This window comes from Agrobacterium sp. a22-2 (assembly GCF_012276985.1).
Taxonomy (GTDB): Bacteria; Pseudomonadota; Alphaproteobacteria; order Rhizobiales; family Rhizobiaceae; genus Allorhizobium.
In genome coordinates this window covers 50426-72681 of the sequence record NZ_JAAXMM010000014.1, presented here as the reverse complement: position 1 = coordinate 72681, position 22256 = coordinate 50426, and the positions used below count along the sequence as shown (strand labels likewise).

Here is a 22256-nt window from a genome sequence, read left to right as displayed (position 1 = left end):
CACCAGAGAAAAAACGGGAGCTTAAACATGACACAACATTTCAAGACGGGGCTTTTCGCCCTGGCCTTGCTCGGCTCTACCGCCCTCGGCACCATGACCGCCACGGTTGCTGAAGCCGCCGACCAGGAAATCAGCTGGATCTATTGCGGCGACAAGATCGACCCGATCCACGAGAAATACATCAAGGAATGGGAAGGCCAGAACGCCGGCTGGAAGATCAAGCCTGAAGTCGTCGGCTGGGAACAGTGCCAGGACAAGGCGACCACGCTTGCCGCGGCCGGCAATCCGGTCGGCATGGCCTATGTCGGTTCGCGTACCCTGAAGGAATTCGCGGAGAACGACCTGATCGTTCCGGTGCCAATGACCGATGAGGAGAAGGCGAGCTACTATCCGAACATCGTCGATACCGTCACCTTCGACGGCAACCAGTGGGGCGTACCGGTCGCCTTCTCGACCAAGGCGCTGTACTGGAACAAGGACCTGTTCAAGCAGGCCGGCCTCGACCCGGAAACCCCGCCGAAGACCTGGGCTGACGAAATCGCCTATGCCAAGGCGATCAAGGAAAAGACCGGCATTGCCGGCTACGGTCTGCCCGCCAAGACCTTCGACAATACCATGCACCAGTTCATGCACTGGGTTTACACCAACAACGGCAAGGTCATCGATGGCGACAAGATCGTCATGGACAGCCCTGAAGTCCTGGCAGCCCTGCAGGCCTACAAGGACATCACGCCTTACTCCGTCGAAGGGGCGACTGCCTACGAGCAGAACGAAATCCGCGCCATCTTCCTCGATGGCAAGGTCGGCATGATCCAGGCCGGTTCCGGTGCTGCGGCCCGCCTGAAGGACACCAAGATCAACTGGGGTGTTGCTGCCCTGCCGCTCGGCCCCTCCGCCAAGGGCGAAGGCACGCTGCTCATCACCGACAGCCTGGCGATCTTCAAGGGCACCGGCGTCGAGGAAAAGGCGGCGGAATTCGCCAAGTACATCACCTCGCCGGGTCCGCAGGGCGAATACGAGCTGCAGGGCGGCGCCGGCCTGACCCCGCTGCGTCCGTCTGCCAAGGTCGACGAATTCGTCAAGGCCGATCCGTCGTGGAAGCCGTTCATCGACGGCATCGCCTTCGGCGGTCCGGAGCCCCTGTTCAAGGACTACAAGGGCTTCCAGAATGCCATGATCGAGATGGTTCAGTCGGTCGTGACCGACAAGGCCACGCCTGAGGAAGCCTTGAAGAAGGCCTCCGCTGCCATCGAGGAATACAAGTAAGCCTTGTGATTGCAGCCGCGGGCCTGAACGGGTCCGCGGCACATTTTCCATCATTCCAGTTTAGGCCGATCGTTGCCGCGATTGCCGGGAGACAGACGTCTTGGGTCAGCTCTATCTCAACAAGGTCCGCAAGTTCTACGGACATTTCGAGGTCATCAAAGGTGTGACGCTCGACATCAAGGATGGCGAATTCATCGTCTTTGTCGGCCCGTCCGGTTGCGGCAAGTCGACGCTACTCCGGATGATCGCCGGTCTCGATGATGTGTCCGAAGGCGACATCGTCATCGACGGCAACCGGGTGAACCATTTGCCGCCGGTCAAGCGCGGCATTGCCATGGTCTTCCAGTCCTACGCCCTTTATCCGCATATGACGGTGTTCGAGAATATCGCTTTTCCGCTGCGCGTCGAAAAGATGCCGGAGGACAAGCTCAAAGAGAAGGTCGAAGGGGTCGCCAAAATCCTGAAGCTCGATCAGCGCCTGGAGCAGCGCCCAGGCATGTTGTCGGGTGGCCAGCGCCAACGCGTCGCCATCGGCCGGGCCATCGTGCGCGAACCGGAAATCTTCCTGTTCGACGAGCCGCTGTCCAATCTGGATGCGGCGCTGCGCGCCGACATGCGCATCGAACTGACCAAGCTGCATCGTGATCTCGAAGCGACGATGATCTACGTCACCCATGACCAGGTCGAAGCGATGACCATGGCCGACCGTATCGTCGTGCTGAATGGCGGCGATATCGCCCAAGTCGGCGCGCCGCTGGAGCTTTATCACAAGCCTGCCAATCTGTTCGTGGCCGGCTTCATCGGCAATCCGAAAATGAATTTCCTGCCCGTCACCTGCACGGCCGCCGGCCCCGAGGGCGTGACCATCAGCTTCGACGGCCAGTCCGTCGTCATTCCCGTAGAACCGCGCGCCGATCTCGTCGGCCAGCCGTTGACGCTCGGCATCCGCCCAGAACACACAGCGCTCGGCAGCGGCGATCTCAACATCACCGTCATTCCGTCGGTGATCGAGCGTCTCGGCATCAACACCATCGCCTATGCCGCCCTGCCGACCGGCGAGCCTTATTGCGCGCTGCTGTCAGGCTCGGCGCCTGCCAAGGTCGATACGGCGCTGGTGACCGGCGTCAAGGCCTCCGACTGCCACCTGTTCGATGCACAAGGCATCGCACTTGAGCGCCGCGTCGAACTGACGGCCATCGAGCCGCTGGCCGCTCTGGCGGGGTGACGAGGGCCGGCGGCCTCAGTCTTCCGATTTTTGGGTGCCACTCCCCAAAAGGTGAGTTATGCCATCGTATATCTCACCTGAATTGCGCTTCCGATCACGGCTCAGTTCACCAGACCAGTCCGCGGGCTGCCACGCTTTCGACGCGGGTGACGATGCCGTCGCGGTGGAAGGTCATCGTGTCGAAGAGATTGGACACGACGCAGGTGTGGTTCGGGACGATGCGCACTTTTTCGCCGATCTCCGGCCTGCGCCCTTTACATCTCGACAGGTCCACCGTGCCATGCTCCTCCGAGAGCCCGGTGATCACGGCGTCGGGATAGTCGACGATCATGCCATGGTCGCTGAAGCCGAGCAGGTCGGAGGTCAGCGCCTTCGAGCCGGCGTCGAGAATGGCGCGGTCGGCGGTCGGGCGGGAGACGACGGTCGCCAGGATAAACATGGCGCAGTCGTCAAGTGAGCAATGGCCGGCTCGCACCATGGAGCGGTCGTTGTAGATATAGGTGCCGGCCCGGTGTTCTGTGGCCGACGGCACGAGGTGGGCCGAAAACAGGCTGGGTGAGCCGCCATTGCTGACGATCGGGCAGGCGATGCCCTTTTCCGCCAGCGCGGCGATGGCCGTGGCAAAGAAGGTCTCGACAGCGGCTTCCGTGTTGGCCTTCGGATACGTCAGCAATCCGCCGAAGACGAGCCCGTCCGAAGCGACTATGGTTTGTGCCAGCGCGACGGCGGCATCCGGCGTCTGCACACCGCAACGCCCGCCACCGGTATCGCATTCGACCAGCACGGTCAGCGGCTTGCGGCCGGCGAACTGTGCGGAAAGGCCGGTCACGGTGGTGGCGCTGTCGGCAACGACCTTCAGGCCTGAGATCCGCTCGTTGAGCGCGGCAAGCCGATCGAGCTTCTCCGGCCCTAAGATATTGAAGGTGATCAGCAGGTCTTCAAAGCCGGCATCGGCAAAGACTTCCGCTTCGGTGATCTTCTGGCAGTTGATACCCTTTGCACCCGCTGCCACCTGTAGTGCTGCCAGGGCCGGGATCTTGTGGGTCTTGATATGCGGGCGGAAGGCCAGGCCGTGGCCGTCCATATAGGTCTGGACACGGGTGATATTGGCCGCCATGCGGGCCTCGTCGATCAGCGGCAGGGGCGTCGACAGCGACAGGATCGTGTCGCCGGGTTTAACGATTGGTCGTTGCATCATGCTGCCTCGCTGCCATGGGGGTTTTCCATCATTGGCCAGATATCCCGCCGGGCGCGACGATAGGGATTGGTGGCCGGATCGTTCGGATAGGGCGATCCGGCCGAACAGTAAAGGATGTCCGCCGCGATCTTCGAAAAGGCCGCGTGGAAATGGTTGGTCGATTTGACCACCAGGATATGCCGGGTCTTGGGGTCGATGCCCATGGCGGTAAACAGCGAGGGGTCGTAGCTCTGCACGCGGATCGTGTTGAGGATGACGTCGATGCCGTCGAAACGGATATGGGCGGCCGGGCCGAATTCCGCAAAGCTTTCGCCGAATTTCATCGTGGCATCGGGGACCACGCGGATGATCTTCACCCGTGCATCGATCGGGTTGCCGGTGCCCGGTGCCGACTTGGCGCCGAAACGCAGGGCGATCTCGGCACCTTCGCCGGCGGCCATGCAGATCTGCACGGCGATCGGATCCCAGATCGTGCCGACAGCGACATTGGCGGCGCCGCGTGCCATCAGCTCGGCCAGCACCACGGTGGCGTCACCCGCCGTTCCTCCGCCGGGATTGTCCCACATGTCGGCGATGACGACCGGGCCGGCTGTGGCCCTCATAGCGCGGGAGACCGCCTCTTTCTCGTCGATCTCCGGCATGCGGAACGTGCCGCGCTTGGAATAAAGCTCAAGCCCCAGTTCGCGGGCCAGATGCGCGCCTTTTTCCGGCTTGCCGTTGGTGATGGCGATCATCTTGGTGCCAAGCTCCGGCACGTCGCCGGCCATGAAGCCATGAATGACCGACAGTGACAGCACGTCGGGATCGCCGGCCTCGATCGCCATCAATTTGTCGACGAAAGACCGCATCGGCTCGCGCGAGGTCGGGAAGACGTCGATCATCCGGCAATCGAACACGGACATGACAGGCGTGATGCGGCCCTCCAGCGTGTCGACGGCAATGCGCCAGAGGTCCTCTGCGCGATCGACGAAATCAGTATGCGGGAATTCCTTGAACACCACGAAGAAATCGGCAGCGGCCACCCGCTTTTCGGTCAAATGGCTATGGGGATCGAGTTCGGCGCAAAGCAGCACGTCGGGACCGATGATCTCCCGCACACGGGTCAGGAAATCGCCTTCGGCATCCTCGTAACCGTCGGCCACCATGGCGCCATGCAGGCCCAGCACCACGCCATCGACGGGAAGAGCGGCCCGCAACTGGTCGAGAATCTCGTCGCGCAGGCCCTCATAGGCTTGGCGGTTGACGAGGCCGGCCGGATCGGCCCAGGCAGCGGTGCCCTCGATCAGCGTCCAGCCCTTCTGTGCCGCCACCTTGCGCCCGACGGTGATCGGCGCCGTGCAGAGCGTCGGTGTCGCGGGATGCTCTCCCGGCGGCGCATAAAGCGAGCCTTCGAAACCGCGCCGATCGATGCAGATCGGCGAGAAGGTGTTGGTTTCCGTCGCAAGAGCGGCTGTAAAAATGCGCAATGGCTTCGCCTTGATTCCGAGTGCATTCGACTTTGCCCGATTCGTCAGGCCCCAGCTATTGCTCGGGCCGGCCCCATCGGATTGGGCAGATATCCGGTGAAGCCGGAGATCTTCCAGCGCCCCTCATGCAGGCGACAGTAATACAGTGTCTGCCATTGCATGGGGTCGAGGCTGCCATCGGCCTTTTTAATGCCGCCCATGAACTTCTTGCGCACCAGCGCGGTTTCGCCGGAGATCTCAATCCCTTCCAGCGTCGTCGTCGTGAAAATTGCAGTGCGCGGATCTTCGCCATAGCTGCCAGCGGCGAAATCGCGGGCCTGCGTCAGCCATTCGTCGCGATAGGCGGCCAGATTGGGGAAGGCGAGGCGCCAATTGTCGGGGTTCGGATCCCGGTTGCCGCTGATGCCGATAAAGCCGTCGGCCACAAAATCGTGCTCGACCATCGACCAATCTGCGGCCAGGAAGGCATCGATGTCGCGCGGCACCAGCATCTCCCAGATGGCATGGCGCGCGGTGTCGCTGGACGGGAAGGGATTCTGGAAGGGATCGCGCATCAAACCTCGCCGATATTTAAATTCTTTTCATGAAAGCGGTTTTTCGCTGGTCAAAATCGCTTTTCCATGGTGATCTGTCAACGAATAAAGAAAATAATTTGCATGGATGGCCGATGACGATCAAGCGATATGGTGCCGAAAAGGCGGGTGCGGGTGGACAGAGATTGCCGTTCGCACGGGCTGTGGAAGCCGACGGCTGGCTCCACGTTTCGGGTCAGGTCGCCATGGAGGATGGCGAGATCATTTCAGGCGGCATTGTCGAGCAGAGCCACAAGGCCATCGCCAATATGATCGCCATCCTGCACGAAGCCGGCTACGGCGTCGAGCATGTCGTGCGCTGCGGCGTATGGATCGATGATCCCCGCGATTTCTGGAGCTTCAACCGCATCTATCAGGGTTATTTCGGCGAGCATCCGCCGGCCCGCGCCTGCGTGCAGGCCTCGATGATGGTCGATTGCAAGGTCGAGATCGACTGCATAGCCTATAAACCCAGGGTTTGAAGATAGGCGAGGGAGGCGGGCATGGATATCTTTGCGACCTTACAGGAAGAGCGGGCGCAGCTCTCGCCTTCCGAGCAGCGCATTGCCGATATCCTGCTCAACGACTTCGATTTCGCGGTCAATGCCTCGATCATCGAGCTTGCCGAGCGGGCTGAGGTTTCTCCGCCGACCGTGACGCGCTTCTGCCGCCGCGTCGGCTGCCAGAGCTTTTCCGATTTCAAGGTGCAACTGGCCAAGACCGCCTATGTCGGCGTTCGCTATCTCAATCCGGAAGCCAAGAGCACCGAGCCGGCCGATGTTGCCAGCGACATCATCACCAAGGCGCAGAACGCGCTGTTCCTGATGCACCGGGCCATCGATCCCGGCATTCTCGATCGGGTTGCCGAAAGACTGTCGAAAGCCGAGATGATCTATGCCTTCGGCTCGGGCGGCAATTCCTCGATGATCGCATCCGAAATCCAGAACCGGCTGTTCAGGCTGGGCTCGCGGGTCACCGTCAGCAGCGACCATAGCATGCAGCTGATGATGACGGCCGCCGCCCGGCCGACGGATGTGATCATCGGCTCGTCGTTTTCGGGTCGCAATGCCGAACTGGTGCGCAGTTTCAACCTGGCGCGCGAGGCCGGCATCACCACGATCGCGCTCACCCAGAGCGACAGTATCGTGGCGAGAGCCGCCGAACTGGTGATCGGCATCGACCTGCCCGAGGGCGACAATATCTTCCGTCCGACCTCGACCCGCTTTGCCTATCTGGCCCTCGTCGATGTGGTGGCAAGCCTGGTTGCCTATCGCAACCGGACCCAATCGACGGTGACCCTTCGCCATATCAAACAACAACTGGTCGAGCACCGCGACGGTGACGACCGACAGCTGCTGGGAGACTGACCTTGGCGCCGCGCCTAACCCCTTTCCGGACCCACGCACGATGAGCCGCTCGGTGGCGGTGGTGACCGGCGCTGCCGGCGATATCGGCCGGGCAATCGCCGCCCGGCTGGCCGATAGCCATGATCTGGTGCTGCTGGTCGATATCGATCTTTCGGCGGCGCAGACGGCTGCTGCCGGTCTGGGCGACGCGGAGCGGTTTATCGCCGTGCAGTGCGATGTCACCGATGCGGCCAGCGTCACGGACATGGCGGCCGGGGCCATGGCCTTGGGGTCGGTCACGACGCTGGTCAACAATGCCGGCGCAGCAAGGGCCGTCAGCCTGCACGATACGACGCCGGAGATCTGGCGCGCCGACACGGCGCTCAATCTCGAGGCGGCTTTCCTGTGCTTTCGGGCGCTCGAAGACGGATTGAAGGCGGTGGAAGGCTCGGTCATCAACATCGCGTCCGTCAATGGCATGGCGGTGTTCGGCCATCCGGCCTATAGCGCCGCCAAGGCCGGCCTGCTGCATCTGACCAGGCTGATCGCCGTCGAATATGGCAAGTTCGGCATTCGCTGCAATGCAGTGGCCCCGGGCACGGTGCGCACGCAGGCCTGGGAAGTGCGGGCGGCGGCCAACCCGCAGGTCTTTGAAGAGGCCAAGCGCTGGTATGCGCTGCGCCGCATCGCGACGGCTAAGGACGTCGCCAATGCCGTCTTCTTTCTGTCCAGCGACCAGGCAGCGGCCATCACCGGCGTCTGCTTGCCCGTCGATTGCGGGCTGACGGCCGGACAGGCCGAGCTCGCCCACACCTTTTCGCAATCCGACCATTATTGATTCAACGATAAGCCAGGGGAACCATCATGGCATCATTTGATTTCCGTCTCGAAAACGCATGGTATCCGATCGAGGGTGATGACGGTGGCGGTTTCATCTTCACGCTGATCAATCTGTCGGAAGCGCCGATCAAGGGTTTCAAGCTGGTCTACACCTCGCTGACCCGCACCAATGACAACCCGGTCTGCGACAATGCCGTTTATGTGAGGCGCAATGCCAATTTCCACGAATTTGCCCCGCCGGTCGGTTTCGAGCTGGCGCCGGGCGGCAGCTGGCGCTTTGCGGTCGATGGACTGCTGCGTCCGGCCAGGCACCGCACCGATGGCGCTAAATCGGCCTATGTGACGCTGGCCGATGGCAGCCACCGGGATGCCGCGGTCGGCGACCTCATGCTGGAAGGCCGTCACAGCGAGCCGGCGCCGGTCTTGTTGCCGGAAGGCAGGCTCGACCAGCCCTTCGCCATCCAGCCCTGGCCTGTCGAGCTATCGCTTGTGGCCGGCGACAGTTTTCCCGTGGCACTCTATCCCGTCGCCGGCACGTCTGCCGAAGATCTGAAGGCGGTCGATGCCGTCATCTCGCTGTTTCGCCGCCTGTTCATGGTCGGCCACGTGCCGTTTTCCCTGGCCCCGGTGCATGAGGGACGGGCCCTGCGTTTCGTGAAAGAGGCCGACCTTGCCGCGGAAGCCTATCGTCTGGACTTTTCCGCCGATGAGATTGTCGTGCGTTACAGTGCCGCCGCCGGCCGGCAATATGCACTGACGGTGCTGGCGCAGTTGCTGCGCGGCGCGCGCATCGATGCTGTAAAATTCCGCTTCCCGATCTCCGGCAGCATCAGCGACGCGCCGCGTTATGGCTGGCGCGGTTGCCATCTCGATGTGTCAAGGCAGTTCTATCCGGTCGCCGACGTCACCCGGCTGATCGATATCCTGGCCTGGTTGCGTCTCAACACCTTCCATTGGCACCTGACCGATGACGAGGCCTGGCGCCTGGAAATCAAGGCCTATCCGGAACTGACCACGATCGGTGCGACCCGCGGACCGGATGGGCCTCTTCTGCCGCAGCTGGGCAATGGCGCAGAACTCGTAACCGGCTTCTACAGCCAGGACGAAGTCAGGGCGATCGTCGCCCATGCGGCGGCGCTCAGCGTCGAGATCGTTCCGGAAATCGACATTCCCGGCCACAGCACGGCAGCCCTGATCGCGCTGCCCGATCTGGTCGACGGTCAGGAAGCACCCGACAGCTACCGCTCGGTGCAGGGTTTTCCCAACAATGCGCTCAATCCGGCCATCGAGCTTACCTATGAATTCCTCGGCAAGGTCTTCGATGAAATGGTCGACCTGTTCCCGTCCAAGCTGCTGCATATCGGCGGCGACGAAGTGGCCGGCAATACCTGGATGGCCTCGCCGCTGGCGCGCAAGCTGATGGAGGAGCAGGGCATCGAAGGCACCTTCGGGCTGCAGAGCTATTTCATGAAGCGCATCCAGCAGATGCTGGCCGAACGTGGCCGCAGTCTCGCCGGCTGGGATGAAGTCTCCCATGGTGGCGGCGTCGATCCGGACGGCACGCTGCTGATGGCCTGGCAGAAGCCGGAAGTCGGCCTCGAACTTGCCAAACAGGGTTATGATGTCGTGATGACCCCCGGCCAGGCCTATTATCTCGACATGGTGCAGGCCACTGAATGGCAGGAACCCGGCGCCAGCTGGGCGGGCACTGTGCCGCCGGCCCATACCTATGCCTATGAGGCGGTCGGCGATTTCCCCGATGCGCTGAAGGACCGTATGAAGGGTGTCCAGGCCTGCATCTGGTCGGAGCATTTCCTCAATCGCGATTATTTCAACCATCTGGTCTTCCCGCGTCTTCCGGCCATCGCCGAGGCCGCCTGGACGCCGAGGGCCAACAAGGACTGGCTGCGCTTTGCCGCCATCGTCGGCCTCAACCCGCGTTTTTGATGAGGGCACCATGACCTTTCGCATCGCTGTCGGTGGCATCCACACCGAATGCAGCACCTCGTCGCCGGTGCTGATGAGAACCGAAGACTTCCGCGTCATGCGCGGTGCCGATCTGCTCGGCGCCGACTATTTCAGCTTTCTCGGCGCCGCCGACGTCGAGCCGCTGCCATTGCTGCACGCCCGCGCCGTTCCGGGCGGCCCGGTGTCGCGGGTCGCCTATGAAAGCTTCAAGGAAGAGTTCCTACAGCTGCTGAAGGCCAGCCTGCCGCTCGACGGGCTCTATCTCGCCATGCATGGCGCAATGAATGTCGAGGGCATGGACGATGCCGAGGGCGACTGGATTTCGGCCGCCCGTGCCGTGGTCGGTCCTGATTGCCCGGTGGCCGCCAGCTATGACCTGCATGGCAACGTGACGCAGCGCATCGTCGACCAGCTCGACATTTTTGCCGGCTATCGCACCGCGCCGCATATCGATGTGCGCGAGACCATGGTGCGCGCCTGGGAGATGCTGCTGAACACCTTGGCGACCGGCGAAAAGCCAGGCGTCGCTTGGGCACCAATCCCGGTGCTGCTGCCGGGCGAGCGCACCTCGACGGAGGACGAGCCGGCGAAAAGCCTCTATCTCAAACTGCCGGAGCACGATCAGGTGCCCGGCATCTGGGATGCCAATCTGATGGTCGGTTATGTCTGGGCCGACGAGCCGCGCGGCACAGCCTGCGCTGTCGTCACCGGCACGGACGCGTCCGCCGCGCGTCGGGCCGCCGTAACCATCGCGCAGTCCTATTGGGATGCGCGGGCCGACTTCCGGTTCGGACCGGTGACAGGGCCACTCGAGGCGATGCTCGACATTGCCGAAAAGACCGAGACACGACCGGTGATCCTTGCGGATTCCGGCGACAATCCGACCGGTGGCGGCGTGGGCGACCGTGCCGATGTGCTGAAAGCTCTGATCGCACGGGACTGGCAGGATGCGGTGGTCGGCGGTATCACCGATCCGGTGGCCGTGGACCTGTGTTTCGAGGCCGGCGAGGGTGCGGTTCTGCCGCTCAAGGTTGGCGGCGGTCTCGATCCGGCCAGCCCTTTCGTAGACGTGATGGCAACCGTCATCCGGCTCGACAATCCAGGTTTGCCGGCCGACCGGCAGGCCGTGATCGGCATTGGCGAGGTGATCGTCATTCTCGCCGCCAAGCGCCGTCCCTATCACGCCATCGCCGATTTCACCCGGCTCGGCATCGATCCGACAAGAGTACGGCTGCTGGTGGTCAAGTCAGGTTATCTTTCGCCGGAATTGCAGCCGATCGCCAATCCGAACCTGATGGCGCTGACGGATGGTGTCATCAACCAGGATATCGAGGCGCTGCCGAGCAAACGTCGCCTGCAACCGATCTATCCTTTCACCAGGGATTTCGGCTATACACCGACGGCGTATCTTTCCAGCCGCTGGAAGGTGAGCTGATCCGCAGCCACATGTCCGCGACCGGCGCTTTCTCCACCGAGAGGCGCCTTTCTCTTTTTCAAGCCGTAGCCCCATGTTCTCCACGCTCTCGACCGTCTATCGAAACCCGCCGATCCGGGTCAGTGCGATTGCGATCTTCTTTTTCGGATTTTCCGGCGCGGCGACCTCGCCCTATCTGTCGATCATCGGCATCACCGAACTGGGCCTCAGCGACGCCCTCTACTCGGCGCTGATCCTGGCGTCGGCCGTGATCAACGTGTCGGCCAGCGTGCTGATCGGCATCTTTTCCGACCGGCTCGGCAGCTATCGCGCGCCCATGCTGTTTGCCTGCCTGTTCGGCATTGTCGGTTATGGCCTGACCTATGCCGTTCCGACCGCCGGCATTTTCATGGCCTCGACGCTGTTGCTGATCCCGGTGTTCGGAGCGCTGAACTCACTGATTTTCGCCAATGTGCGCGCCAGTTCCAAGGGCATGGCGGTGCGGGACCTGATCGCGGTCAATTCCGCCGTTCGCGCGACCATATCGCTGTCCTGGGTGCTGGTGCCGGGCCTCGTCGGCTTTTTCCTGGCCAGCCGCAGCAGCATGCTGCCGGCCTTCCTTCTGGCAAGTCTCTCGGCTTGCGTCTGCTTCCTGCTGTTCTTCTTCTTTCTGCCGAAGACCGACGTGCCGCCGGAAAACCATGCCAATTACGCCTTCCTGGCCTCGCTGAAGGAAATCGGCTCGCGCCCGGTTCTGGTCCGCGTCTTCGCCATCGCGCTGATTTCGGCGATGCTGCATGTCAATAGCGCGGTCCTGCCGCTGGTCGTCACCGGCAATGCCGGCGGCACGGTCGCCGATGTTGGCGTGGTCGTCGGCATCGTCGCGCTGCTCGAAATCGTCTTCATCCTGTTCTGGGGATGGTTCGAGCGCCGGTCGACGCCGGTCATTACGCTCGCCTGGGGCGGCGGTATCTATGCGGTCTATCTGCTGTTGCTCGGCTTTGCGCAGACACCGACCCATGTCTATGCGTTGACCCTTGTCTCCGGCCTTGGCGCCGCTGCCATCATCAGCGTGCCGATCACCTATCTGCAGGACCTGATTGCCGAGCGGGCCGGCCTCGGCAGTTCGCTGATCGCGGTCAATATCTTCCTGTCCGGTGGCCTCAGTTCGTTGCTTTTTGCGCTGGGGACGGGAATAAGCGATTATTCCGGCACATCGATCCTCGGCGCGCTCGCCGGTCTCGCCGGCACCATACTCGTGCTGTCGCTGGACGGCCCGCTGAAGCGCGGCACGTGAACTTTAAGGGAAGGCGACCATGGATACGGCTGGATCGGACAAAACAAGGCTGCTCGAAGTCTGCGTCGACGATGCGGCCGGCCTTGCCGCTGCTATCGAAGGCGGTGCCGACCGCATCGAGCTTTGCTCGGCGCTATCGGTCGGCGGGCTGACCCCGACCCATGGTTTCATGGCGCTGGCCGCCCGTGCTCCCATTCCGGTCTATGCGCTGATCCGGCCGCGGGCCGGCAGCTTCGTCTTTGACGCAAGCGATGTCGCCATCATGCGCGAGGATATTGCGGCCGCGCGCCAGATGGGCCTGGCCGGCGTCGTCATCGGCGCCTCGCGACATGACGGAAGATTGGACGAGACGGTGCTGGGTGAACTCGTCAGCGCGGCGGACGGTCTGGGGCTCACCCTGCATCGCGCCTTCGATCTGGTGCCGGATTCGCTGGAGGCGCTGGAGGTGGCGATCGGCCTCGGCTTCCGCCGCATCCTGACATCGGGCGGCCAGAAGACCGCGCTTGCCGGGTTGGACACGCTGCGGGCTGTCGCCGCTGCGGCCGGCTCCCGGCTGTCGGTCATGCCTGGCGGTGGATTGAAGCCGGAGATGGCGGCCACGTTCTTGTCGGTTCCGGGTATTTCGGAACTGCATGCCTCGTGCGGCAAGCCGGTGCACGCGGCTGAGACGAGACTGGTCGAACTGGGTTTCCTGGCATCCGATGCACGGCAGACGGATTCGGAAACCGTGCGGGCCTTCAAGGCCGCAATGAAGCTTGCGGCCTCCTGACGCGATCCGTCAGCTATAGGTGATGCCGGTGGCGTGGGCGGCGTTCAGCATGCCTTTGTAGATGCCTTCCTCGGAACCTTCGATGACCACGGCGCCGACGGCGCGCTTGTAGAAGCCGGTCGGGCCGGCGCCGCCGATCACGCCGTAACCATAGCCCTGGTCGTACATGGCGAGCAGCGTCTTCAAGAGCAGCGCATGGCCGATGCCTTTGCCGCGCATGGTCTCGTCCACGCCGGTCGGTCCGAAAAAGCCGCGCGCCGTCGCATCATAGCAGGCAAATCCCAGCACTTCGCCGTCCTTGACCGCCACCAGCAGCGACACCGGCTGGCGCATCATCGCAACGGTTGCCTCGCTCACCCAGCCCTGGCCGAAGCGCGGGCCGATCCAGCTGGCGATGGTGTGCAGTTCCGGCGGCAGGGCGCGGCGGATGGTGACGCCTTCGTCGGCCATCTTCTGGTCGAGGGCGGCGTCGGGCGCGAGGTCGTAGAGGTTGACGAGCATGTCCATGGTGAAAAACTCCCTTGAATCTTATCCTTTGACCGCACCGGCCGTGAGGCCGGCGACGATCCGGCGCTGAAAGATCAGCACGATGACGATCAGCGGCAGCGTCACGGTGACGGAGGCCGCCATGATCTGCCCGAATGGATATTCGTAACGGCTGGTGCCGGCAATCAGGCCGATCGCCACCGGCACCGTCTTGTTTTCATCCGTCAGCATGAAGGTCAGTGCAAACAGGAATTCGTTCCAGGCGAGGATGAAGGCGAGAATGCCGGTGCTGGCCAGCGACGGCCCCATCAGCGGCAGCAGGATATGGGTAAGGATGCGGAAATGCGAGCAGCCGTCGATCAGCGCCGCTTCCTCCAACTCTTTCGGGAATTCCCGGATGAAGGTGGTGAGGATCCAGGTGGTGAAGGGCACCGTCGAGAGCAGATAGGTCAGCACCAGCGCGCTTGGCCGGTTGTAGAGGCCGAGCCAGTTGACCAGCTCGAACATGCCGGACAACGCCGCCACCTGCGGGAAGATCGAGATCATCAGGATCGCCATCAGCACCAGCCGGCGCTGCGGAAACTCGATGCGGCCGAGCGCATACGCAGCACTGATGCCGAGGATCAGCGACAGGGCCGTGGTCGAGGTGGCGACGAAGGCCGAGTTCAGCAGCGACCCCATGAACACAGGATTGTCGAGCAGCTGCCGGTAATAGGTGAAATTCAGCGCCGGCAGGAAGGCGGTGGTATAAAGCTCCGCCCCCTGCTTGGTGGAGGAGACGATCGCCCAATAATAGGGAAACAGCGTGTACCCCAGCACGACCAGGATAAGCAGGCCGAGCAGGCCCTTGCGCAGGCGGCGCTGCAACCTGTAGCTGGCGGAAGAGCGGCGCTTGGGACGGGCGGAGACGACGGTTGCCATGGTCATTCTCCCGTCGAGCGATCAAGGCGCAGCGCGCCGATGAGGACGATGGCGACAAGCGCTACCAGCAGGAAGACCCAGGTGGAAGCCGCCGAACCGACGCCCAGTTCCTGGAAGCTGATCAGCCGGTCGCGGGCGTAAATCGACACGGTCATGACATTCTGGTTGCTGGCGGCCAGCACATAGGCAAGGTCGAACATGCGCACGGCATCGAGCGCCCGAAACAGCACTGCGACGCCGATGGCCGGCCGCAGCAGCGGCAGGGTGATCGACCAGAAGCGTTTCCAGGCCGGAATGCCGTCCACTTCGGCGGCTTCCATCATTTCACCGGGAATGGTCTGCAGGCCGGCGAGAATCAGCAGCACCATGAAGGGTGTCGTCATCCAGACATCGATGAAGATCACCACGCCCATGATCAGCGAACTGCTGGCCGTCCAGGCGATGCCGTGATCGATGATCCCCAGCGACATCAGCATCTTGTTGAACACGCCGAACTGGTCGTTGAGCATCCATTCCCAGATCTTGGTGGCCACCACGACCGGAATGGCCCAGGGCACCAGAATGGCGGCGCGCAGCATGCCGCGGCCGGGAATGGCCTCGTTCAGCAAAAGGGCGATGCCGAGACCGAGCAGCGTTTCGATGAAGACCGAGATGACGGCAAAGACCAGCGTGTTCTTGACCGCAACCCACCAGTTGGGATCGCGAAACACTTCGAGGAAATTGGCAAAGCCGATCAGATCGTAGACGGAGGGATCATCGAGATAGGCATCGGTGAAGCTGAAGAAGAAGGTGCGACCGAGCGGCCAGACGGCGACCATCAGCAGCACGATGATCAGCGGCGTCAGAAACAGCCAGGCGGCACGATGCTCGCGCCGGGCGAGCCGGACACTCATGCGCCGATCTCCCGAGCCACCGTATCGATGCGCCGGCTATCCGTGTCGAACAGGAAGATATCCGCATCCGTGAAGGCAAGGCCGACCGCATGGTTCTTGCGGTCGTAAGGTGGACGACCGGCAACGCGAACCACCCAGATGGTCGCCTCATCCAGGCGGATATAGGCGAAATGCTCGTGGCCGAGATCCTCGATGCGCTCCAGGATGCCGGTCATGCGGCCCTGGCCCTCCGGCACGATGGTCAGCGCCTCCGGGCGAACGCCGACGGAAGCCGGTGTCTGGGTGCCGGAGATCAGGTCAAACGGAAGATCGAGGCTGCCCGGACCTTGAAGCACCTGGCCGGAGACGACAGGGCCAAGCTCGGCGAAATTCATGCGCGGGCTGCCGATGAAGCCGGCGACGAAGCGGTTGACCGGGCGGTGATAGAGTTCCAGTGGTGTGCCGACCTGCTCGATGCGGCCGTGGTTCAGGACGACGATGCGGTCGGCCAGCGTCATGGCCTCGGCCTGGTCGTGGGTGACATAGACCATGGTGGTCTTGATGTCCTCATGCAGGCGGGCGATTTCGATGCGCATTTCCATGCGCAGGTCGGAATCGAGATTGGACAGCGGTTCGTCGAACAGGAAAAGCTCCGGCTCGCGCACCAGCGCCCGGCCGATGGCGACCCGCTGGCGCTGCCCTCCGGACAGTTCCTTGGGGCGTCTGTCGAGCAGGTGGTCGACCTTCAGCATGCGCGCCACCGCGCTGACCTTGTCGGCGATCGCCTGCTTGCCAAGCCGCATGGTTTCAAGCGCAAAGCCGATATTGCGGGCGACGCTCATATGCGGATAGAGCGCATAGGACTGGAAAACGAAGGCGACGCCGCGCTTGGAGGCCGGAACGTCGGTGACCTCCTCGCCATCGATCTGCACTTCGCCTTTGGAGGCTGGGACGAGGCCGGCGATGATGCGCAGCAGCGTCGATTTTCCGCAACCGGAGGGGCCGACGAACACGACGAATTCGCCGTCGTCGATATGCAGGTCGACCTCACGGATGACGTCGTGGTGTCCGTAGCTCTTGGAGACGGAGGAAAGCGTGACCGATGCCATGGGGATCCCGGAAATTGAAAGACTGCAAAAGTCCCATCCGACACGACAGGCCGGATGGGATAGAGGCGGCGGCAGCCATTGAGACGCTGCCGCTTCGGCTTGGGATCAGCGGCTTCCTTTGAGTTTTTCGAGCTTGGCGGCGAGGTCCTTCAGGCCCGGCTCCACCTCGGTGCCGCCCGACAGCATGTCGTGGACGGTGCGGTAGAAGGCCTGCGAGACGCGGTTGTAGCTGGTGCCGGTATAACCGGACGGGCGACTGGCGCTGTCGGAAAAGGCCTGCTGGTTGTCCTTCAGGAACGGGATTTTCGCCAGGACGTCGGCATCGGTGTAGAGGGCCGGGATGGACGGATTGTAGGCGGCGTCCACGGCGCGCATCTTCTGCATTTCGGGTCCGGTGACGAAGTCGACGAAGCTGGCGGCGGCTTCCGGCTTGCTGCTGTATTTCGACACGCCGTAATACATCGGGCCGAGGCAACCGGACGACTTTTCGCCCGCCTTGCCGACCGGCAGCGGCATCATGCCGACCTTGTCGACCACGGCGCTGCCTTCGGCATGGGACGTGCCCCAGACATAGGGCCAGTTGCGGTGGAAAACGGCATTGCCGGATTCGAAGACGGCGCGCGAGGCTTCCTCGTCATAGTTCAGCACGCCCTCGGGGCTGATCGTGCCGATCCAGCCCTTGGCCATGGTGATGGCTTCGGCGGCGGCCGGATTGTCGATCGTCACCTTGCCGTCGTCGGCGATGATATTGCCGCCGCCATTCGAGGAGATCAGTTCGATGGCGTCGCAGGTCAGGCCTTCATAGCTCTTGGCCTGCCAGGCATAGCCCCACATGTCGGCCTTCCCGGCGCCGCGTTCGGCGTCCTGGATTTCCTTGGCGGTTGCCGTCAGCTCGGCCCAGGTCTTCGGCGGCGTCTTGCCGTATTTCTCGAGCAGGTCCTTGCGGTAGAACATCAGGCCGACATCCATATAGGCCGGCATGGCGACCAGCTTGTCGTCGAGCTTGGCGGCGCCGAGGGTCGATTCGAAATGCATGTCTTGGCTTGCCTTCGGCACCAGCGTCGACAGGTCGAGCAGGTTGGCCTTGAACATGCCGAGCCAGATCACGTCGAGGAACAGCACGTCGACATCGGTCGACTTGGCGGCCAGCAGCTGCTGGTAAAGCGGGATCGCATCGTCGAGCAGGGCCGGCATCTTGTTGATCTTGGCCTCGTTGCCGGTCTTGGTTTTCCAGGCGTCGGCAGCCTTCATGCAGAGGTCATATTCGGTCGAGGCGCAGAACACCGAAACGGTTTCGGCGCGCGCCGCGCCGCCGGCAAGCAGCGCCAGCACGGAGAGGCTAAAGGCAAATGTACGGTTCAGCATGTGGTCGTTCCCCTGTTGATCTGAAAACCTCTGGAGCGAGTGTATTCGATATTTTTATTCTGATCGCTTTCCTCAATAGAACTGGATATAACCAGTTATGTCAATCGGTCCCAGTGGAAGAATTCCAGACCCGGCTGGAACTGCGCAACCGATGGCTTATAGTTATCCGATCTCGCGGAGGGGTGGTCCTTGAAGAACTCGGCAGCGCAAAGTTTGAAGACCGGGGCTCTGGCGCCGCTGATGCGGCACGACGATCCGCGGCCCCTGCATCGCCAGGTGCACGAAGCGCTGCTGCAGGCGATCGAGGATGGGCGGCTGCCGCACAATGGCAAGCTGCCCTCCGAGCGCGAACTGGTGGAAATCTTCGGCGTCAGCCGGATCACCGTGCGCCACGCGATCCAGGATCTGGTGCGCCAAGGCATGCTGAAAAGCCAGCCGGGCAAGGGTTTTTATGTGACGACCGGCCAGCGCGGCTATGAGCTGCAGGTACTGGAAAGCTTCACGGCGACGGCGCTGTCCAACAATCGCGAACCCGGCAGCCAGCTGGTGGAGGTGAAAGCCTACAAGCCACCGCCCGAGGTGACGCGGCCGCTTTTCCTGCCGGCCGGCGCCGAAGTGGTGATCCTGCGGCGTCTGCGCCTGATCGATGGTGTGCCGGTGGCGATTCAGACCGACTGGCTGCCCGCCGCCCAGGTGCCGGGACTGGAGCAGCTTGACTGGACCGGTCCGAACCGCTCGCTCTATGACGAGTTGCGCAACCGTTATCATATCCAACCGGGACGCGGTCATACGACACTGAGCGCTCGGCTTGCGACCGATTGGGAATGCGAGAAGCTCGGACTGGTATCACCCGCCGCCGTGTTGACCGTCGATCAGATCGTCTTCGACCGCCGCAACCGGCCGATCAACATGACCACACTTATCCATCACCCCGAACGGTATCCGTTGACGCTGGCGCAGTCGTGAATTGTGTTTCCTCGGCTGGCAGTGTTGTCGGCCAGCGCCGCAAGGCCTCCAGGCCAGGCTCCGTCAGCCCATAGATGCCGCGGTCGATGCGCTCGAACCAGCCATAGACATTGGCCTGCAGGATCTTGGCGACCTCCGGTACCAGAGGTCGAAGATCGCGGGGACGCAAGGGGCCGTCCTGCAGGGCGGCAGCGCAGGCGAGCGCCTGTTGGCGATAGGCGGTCATGATGGGAACCCGGTTGCCGCCGCCAAGGGTCGTGTCGCCCTTGCGGCGGCGGTGCTCGCTGATGAGGCGCGACCGCTTGCGATTGTTCTTGCGGGGTAGTGCCGAATCGGGGCTGATGATGACGTCGACGATGCCGCTGTCGGAAACGGCAAGCATGCCGAAACCCAGCCTGCGGCACAGGTCGCGGAACCGCCGGTCGCTCTCACGACCCTTGCCCTTCTTGGAGACGCGGGCGGCAAGCCAGATTTCGTCGCCGGCATTGGCCCGGTCAACCGCCTGCAGCACCAGTTCCAGATTGAAGGTCAGCTTCAGTTCGCAGATGACCACGAAAGGCGGCTCGCCGTCACCGAGCGCGACGATATCGCAACCGCCGATTTCGCCCTTCACGGCATAGCCGGCCGCCTCCAGGAAGCGCTTGATCGGCAGATAGAGCGTCGTTTCCAAATGTTGTCCCTAGCACCTGCATTACGTCTTCGGCAGCGCAATCCCTCATAAAGGAAGGGTCCGGGTCTTGGAAGGGTGGCTGTGGTTATAGTGAAACAGAGTCAGCCGAGTTCCAGGCTGGTGATGCCGAAGATGCCGGCCTGGTTCAAGGCGGGCGGCGGCCCCTTGTACATGCGCGCCGTGGCAAATCCCCTGACAAACCCGTGGGCCCGCAGATCGTCGGAAAATGCCGTCTGCCCGGCCGGCACGTCGATATGCAGGGCCTGGCCGCCTGATGTTGCAGCCAGTGCACCCAGCAGCAGCCTTGCGTCGGCCGGGCACTGTGCAAACAGCGGGCCGATCTTGACGCCGTCGTGACAGGCACGCGCTACGGCATAGCCTTGGATTTCACCGTTGCGGACCAGGGCACAGGCCACGCGTGGAGGCGCAAGCCAGGCGTTCAGGAAAGCTTGGCGCGCCTCGGCAAAGAAGTTGCGGTCGAAGGCTGCGATCGCCGGCAGCAGCGACGGCATCACATCAATCACATCAGGGGCGGGCGTGGCGGTGCCGGCATGGACGCCGCTCCAGCGAAAGGTCTCAGACACGGCGGCAAAGCCCATGCGGCGGTAATTGGCCTGCTGTTCCGGCACGCCGTCGAGGCCGATCGTCCGGCCGTCCAGCAAGGCCATTCCGGCATCCCAGACCTGGCGGCCATAGCCTTTGCCGCGCCTGTCGGACCGGCTGATATAGAGGCCGATGAAGCCGAAATCCGACCCGTAGCGCACGGCGGACATGCCGGCCGCCATCTCGCCATCGACAAAACAGCCGAGGAAACCGTCAGGGTCGGCCGCATAAAAGGCCGCAGCATCGTCGAGCCCGGGATTCCAGCCCTCGTCCTTCGCCCAGGAGAGAAGCTGTTCCACGTCGGAAAGCGCCAGCGGCCGGATGGATGGGCTGCCGGTCATGCCGGGATCATCCGCGCCGGCGCGAAAGGTTCCATCAGGCCGATATAGGTCTTCCCAACCGGCGAGGCATAGGCGCCGCGCTTGGCGGTCGACAGGCCTAATGCCGTCAGCGCCTCCGCCTGCTTGACGGCGGCCGCGACCCCGTCGATCACCGGTACGCCGAACTCGCGGCGCAGTTCGAGCGTCAGGTCGGCCATGCCGGCGCAGCCCAGCACGATTGCCTCGGCCTTGTCATCACGAAGGGCTGCGGCAATCTCGTTGCGCAACCGGTCGCGGGCATTCGACTGCGGATCTTCCAACGACAGAACCGGGATATCGGCGGCCCGCACCTTGGCCCGCGCGCCCATGCCGTAGCGATGCACAAGCGCCTCGACCGGCAGGCGCGATCGCTCCATGGTGGTCACAACCGTGAAACGCTGGGCGATGAAGGAGGCGGTCGCCATGGCCGCTTCGCAGATGCCGATCACAGGAATGCCGCAGAGTGCCCTTGCTGCGTCGAGTCCTGTGTCGTCGAAACAGGCGATGATCGCGGCGTCGGCGCCCTGGCGTTCTCCCCTGGAAAGTTCCAGCAGCAGGCCAGGCACGGCGAGAGCCTCGTCATAATAGCCCTCGATCGATGCCGGTCCCATCGAAGAGGTGACAGGAATGACGGTCGTTCCGGTATTGGCGACACGACCGGCCGCGTCGGCGATCGTCGCCGTCATGCTGGCGGTGGTATTGGGATTGACGATGAGAAGGCGCATCAGCCGCGGGCCCTGCGCCGGTTCATCACGACGATCAGCCCGAGCGTGCCGGCGATCACCAGGAAGGAGAAGACCGTGGTGACCGTGCCGAGCGCGTAAAGCACCGGCGTGGTCACATTGGTGGTCATGCCGTAGATCTCGAGCGGCAGTGTATTGTAAGTGCCGGAGGTCATCAGGGTGCGGGCGAATTCGTCATAGGACAGCGTGAAACCGAACAGGCCGACGCCGATCAAGCTCGGCGCGATCATCGGCAGCACGACATGGGCAAAGGTTTGCCATGACGAGGCGCCGAGATCGCGCGCGGCTTCCTCGTAGGCCGGCGAAAAACGGTTGAAGACGGCGAACATGATCAGCACACCGAAGGGCAGGGTCCAGGTGAGGTGCGCGCCGAAGGCCGAGGAATACCAGGCCGGCTGCAGGCCTATCTGCTGGAACAGCACACCGATGCCGAGCGAGATGATGATCGATGGCACGACCAAGCTGGCAACCGACAGGTAGAACAGCGCCGTGGCGCCGGCGAATTTCCGCCGGAAGGCAAGCCCCGCCAGCAGCGCCACCAGTACGGTCACGGCCATGACGGCGATGCCGAGAAACAGCGAGCGGCGGAACGAACCACCGAAATCACCGACCGCCTGTTTCTCGAACAGATTGACGAACCAGTGGAGCGACACGCCGTTGAGCGGGAAGGTGAGGCCGCCGTTCGGTCCCTGAAACGACAGGATCAGGATGGCCGAAAGGGGGCCGTAGAGAAACAGCACGAAGAGGCCGAAGAAGACGGCAAGGATGTAGAATTCGCGGCCGCGCTTGTCTGCATGCATG

22 protein-coding genes are annotated in these 22256 nt (G+C 62.9%); 10 read left to right on the top strand and 12 right to left on the bottom strand.

Annotated features, from left to right (window positions below; all coding sequences use genetic code 11):
• The first annotated feature begins 27 nt into the window (after positions 1-27).
• Both HFC70_RS20535 and HFC70_RS20530 read left to right on the top strand, forming a co-directional pair.
• Entirely contained in the window at positions 28-1266 is a 1239-nt protein-coding gene (locus tag HFC70_RS20535) for an ABC transporter substrate-binding protein (RefSeq protein ID WP_168475157.1), read from the top strand.
• 100 nt (positions 1267-1366) lie between these two features.
• Positions 1367-2491 (top strand): ABC transporter ATP-binding protein, encoded by a 1125-nt coding sequence (locus HFC70_RS20530; protein WP_168475156.1) that lies wholly within the window; start codon positions 1367-1369, stop codon positions 2489-2491.
• Between the two features lie 106 nt (positions 2492-2597).
• Here HFC70_RS20530 and HFC70_RS20525 read toward each other — a convergent pair whose 3' ends face one another.
• From HFC70_RS20525 to HFC70_RS20515, 3 genes are read right to left on the bottom strand one after another with little or no spacing between them, the layout of a single operon-like run.
• Positions 2598-3689, bottom strand: a complete 1092-nt coding sequence (locus tag HFC70_RS20525) for a D-TA family PLP-dependent enzyme (protein ID WP_168475155.1) — start codon at positions 3687-3689, stop codon at positions 2598-2600.
• Positions 3686-5155, bottom strand: a complete 1470-nt coding sequence (locus HFC70_RS20520; RefSeq protein WP_168475154.1) for a M81 family metallopeptidase — start codon at positions 5153-5155, stop codon at positions 3686-3688. Before HFC70_RS20520 ends, HFC70_RS20525 begins: the two co-directional genes overlap by 4 nt.
• Before the next feature lie 44 nt (positions 5156-5199).
• Positions 5200-5709, bottom strand: coding sequence for a hypothetical protein (locus HFC70_RS20515; protein ID WP_168475153.1), 510 nt, complete (start codon positions 5707-5709; stop codon positions 5200-5202).
• Positions 5710-5822: 113 nt separating this feature from the next.
• Here HFC70_RS20515 and HFC70_RS20510 point away from each other — a divergent pair, with 113 nt between their 5' ends.
• The 7 genes from HFC70_RS20510 to HFC70_RS20480 all read left to right on the top strand — a co-directional run bounded on the left by HFC70_RS20510 (position 5823) and on the right by HFC70_RS20480 (position 13361).
• A complete protein-coding gene (locus HFC70_RS20510; protein WP_168475152.1) occupies positions 5823-6209 on the top strand; it encodes a RidA family protein in 387 nt (128 codons plus the stop codon).
• Positions 6210-6230: 21 nt separating this feature from the next.
• Complete coding sequence (locus HFC70_RS20505) at positions 6231-7094, top strand: MurR/RpiR family transcriptional regulator (protein ID WP_168475151.1); 864 nt, start codon at positions 6231-6233, stop codon at positions 7092-7094.
• Positions 7095-7134: 40 nt separating this feature from the next.
• Positions 7135-7911, top strand: a complete 777-nt coding sequence (locus HFC70_RS20500; RefSeq protein WP_168475150.1) for an SDR family oxidoreductase — start codon at positions 7135-7137, stop codon at positions 7909-7911.
• Positions 7912-7937: 26 nt separating this feature from the next.
• Positions 7938-9860, top strand: coding sequence for a beta-N-acetylhexosaminidase (locus tag HFC70_RS20495; RefSeq protein WP_168475149.1), 1923 nt, complete (start codon positions 7938-7940; stop codon positions 9858-9860).
• A gap of 10 nt (positions 9861-9870) precedes the next feature.
• Positions 9871-11316, top strand: a complete 1446-nt coding sequence (locus HFC70_RS20490; RefSeq protein WP_168475148.1) for a M81 family metallopeptidase — start codon at positions 9871-9873, stop codon at positions 11314-11316.
• A gap of 73 nt (positions 11317-11389) precedes the next feature.
• The gene (locus HFC70_RS20485; protein ID WP_168475147.1) at positions 11390-12592 is read left to right on the top strand and encodes an MFS transporter; all 1203 of its coding nucleotides are present in this window, start codon (positions 11390-11392) and stop codon (positions 12590-12592) included.
• A gap of 19 nt (positions 12593-12611) precedes the next feature.
• Positions 12612-13361 carry a copper homeostasis protein CutC gene (locus HFC70_RS20480; protein WP_168475146.1) on the top strand — a complete coding sequence of 250 codons (750 nt, stop codon included), beginning with the start codon at positions 12612-12614 and terminating at the stop codon, positions 13359-13361.
• Positions 13362-13370: 9 nt separating this feature from the next.
• On the opposite strand, the gene HFC70_RS20475 is transcribed toward HFC70_RS20480, so the two are convergent.
• From HFC70_RS20475 to HFC70_RS20455, 5 genes are all read right to left on the bottom strand, one after another.
• Positions 13371-13868 carry a GNAT family N-acetyltransferase gene (locus HFC70_RS20475; RefSeq protein WP_168475145.1) on the bottom strand — a complete coding sequence of 166 codons (498 nt, stop codon included), beginning with the start codon at positions 13866-13868 and terminating at the stop codon, positions 13371-13373.
• Between the two features lie 21 nt (positions 13869-13889).
• The gene (locus HFC70_RS20470; RefSeq protein ID WP_168475144.1) at positions 13890-14768 is read right to left on the bottom strand and encodes a carbohydrate ABC transporter permease; all 879 of its coding nucleotides are present in this window, start codon (positions 14766-14768) and stop codon (positions 13890-13892) included.
• 2 nt (positions 14769-14770) lie between these two features.
• Complete coding sequence (locus tag HFC70_RS20465) at positions 14771-15661, bottom strand: carbohydrate ABC transporter permease (protein ID WP_168475143.1); 891 nt, start codon at positions 15659-15661, stop codon at positions 14771-14773.
• Positions 15658-16749: an ABC transporter ATP-binding protein gene (locus HFC70_RS20460; protein WP_168475142.1), complete on the bottom strand. Its 1092-nt coding sequence runs from the start codon at positions 16747-16749 to the stop codon at positions 15658-15660. The genes HFC70_RS20465 and HFC70_RS20460 overlap by 4 nt, the downstream gene beginning before the upstream one ends.
• 105 nt (positions 16750-16854) lie before the next feature.
• Positions 16855-18114: an ABC transporter substrate-binding protein gene (locus tag HFC70_RS20455; RefSeq protein ID WP_168475141.1), complete on the bottom strand. Its 1260-nt coding sequence runs from the start codon at positions 18112-18114 to the stop codon at positions 16855-16857.
• A gap of 240 nt (positions 18115-18354) precedes the next feature.
• On the opposite strand from HFC70_RS20455, the gene HFC70_RS20450 reads away from it, so the two are divergent.
• Positions 18355-19080 carry a GntR family transcriptional regulator gene (locus HFC70_RS20450; protein ID WP_168475253.1) on the top strand — a complete coding sequence of 242 codons (726 nt, stop codon included), beginning with the start codon at positions 18355-18357 and terminating at the stop codon, positions 19078-19080.
• Here HFC70_RS20450 and HFC70_RS20445 read toward each other — a convergent pair.
• The 4 genes from HFC70_RS20445 to HFC70_RS20430 form a co-directional block, all read right to left on the bottom strand.
• Positions 19034-19750: a DUF2161 domain-containing phosphodiesterase gene (locus HFC70_RS20445; protein ID WP_168475140.1), complete on the bottom strand. Its 717-nt coding sequence runs from the start codon at positions 19748-19750 to the stop codon at positions 19034-19036. The two genes, HFC70_RS20450 and HFC70_RS20445, sit on opposite strands and share 47 nt — an antisense overlap.
• A gap of 101 nt (positions 19751-19851) precedes the next feature.
• Entirely contained in the window at positions 19852-20694 is an 843-nt protein-coding gene (locus HFC70_RS20440; RefSeq protein ID WP_168475139.1) for a GNAT family N-acetyltransferase, read from the bottom strand.
• Complete coding sequence (locus HFC70_RS20435) at positions 20691-21437, bottom strand: aspartate/glutamate racemase family protein (protein WP_168475138.1); 747 nt, start codon at positions 21435-21437, stop codon at positions 20691-20693. The genes HFC70_RS20440 and HFC70_RS20435 overlap by 4 nt, the downstream gene beginning before the upstream one ends.
• Complete coding sequence (locus HFC70_RS20430; protein WP_168475137.1) at positions 21437-22255, bottom strand: ABC transporter permease; 819 nt, start codon at positions 22253-22255, stop codon at positions 21437-21439. The genes HFC70_RS20435 and HFC70_RS20430 overlap by 1 nt, the downstream gene beginning before the upstream one ends.
• Position 22256: the final 1 nt, after the last annotated feature.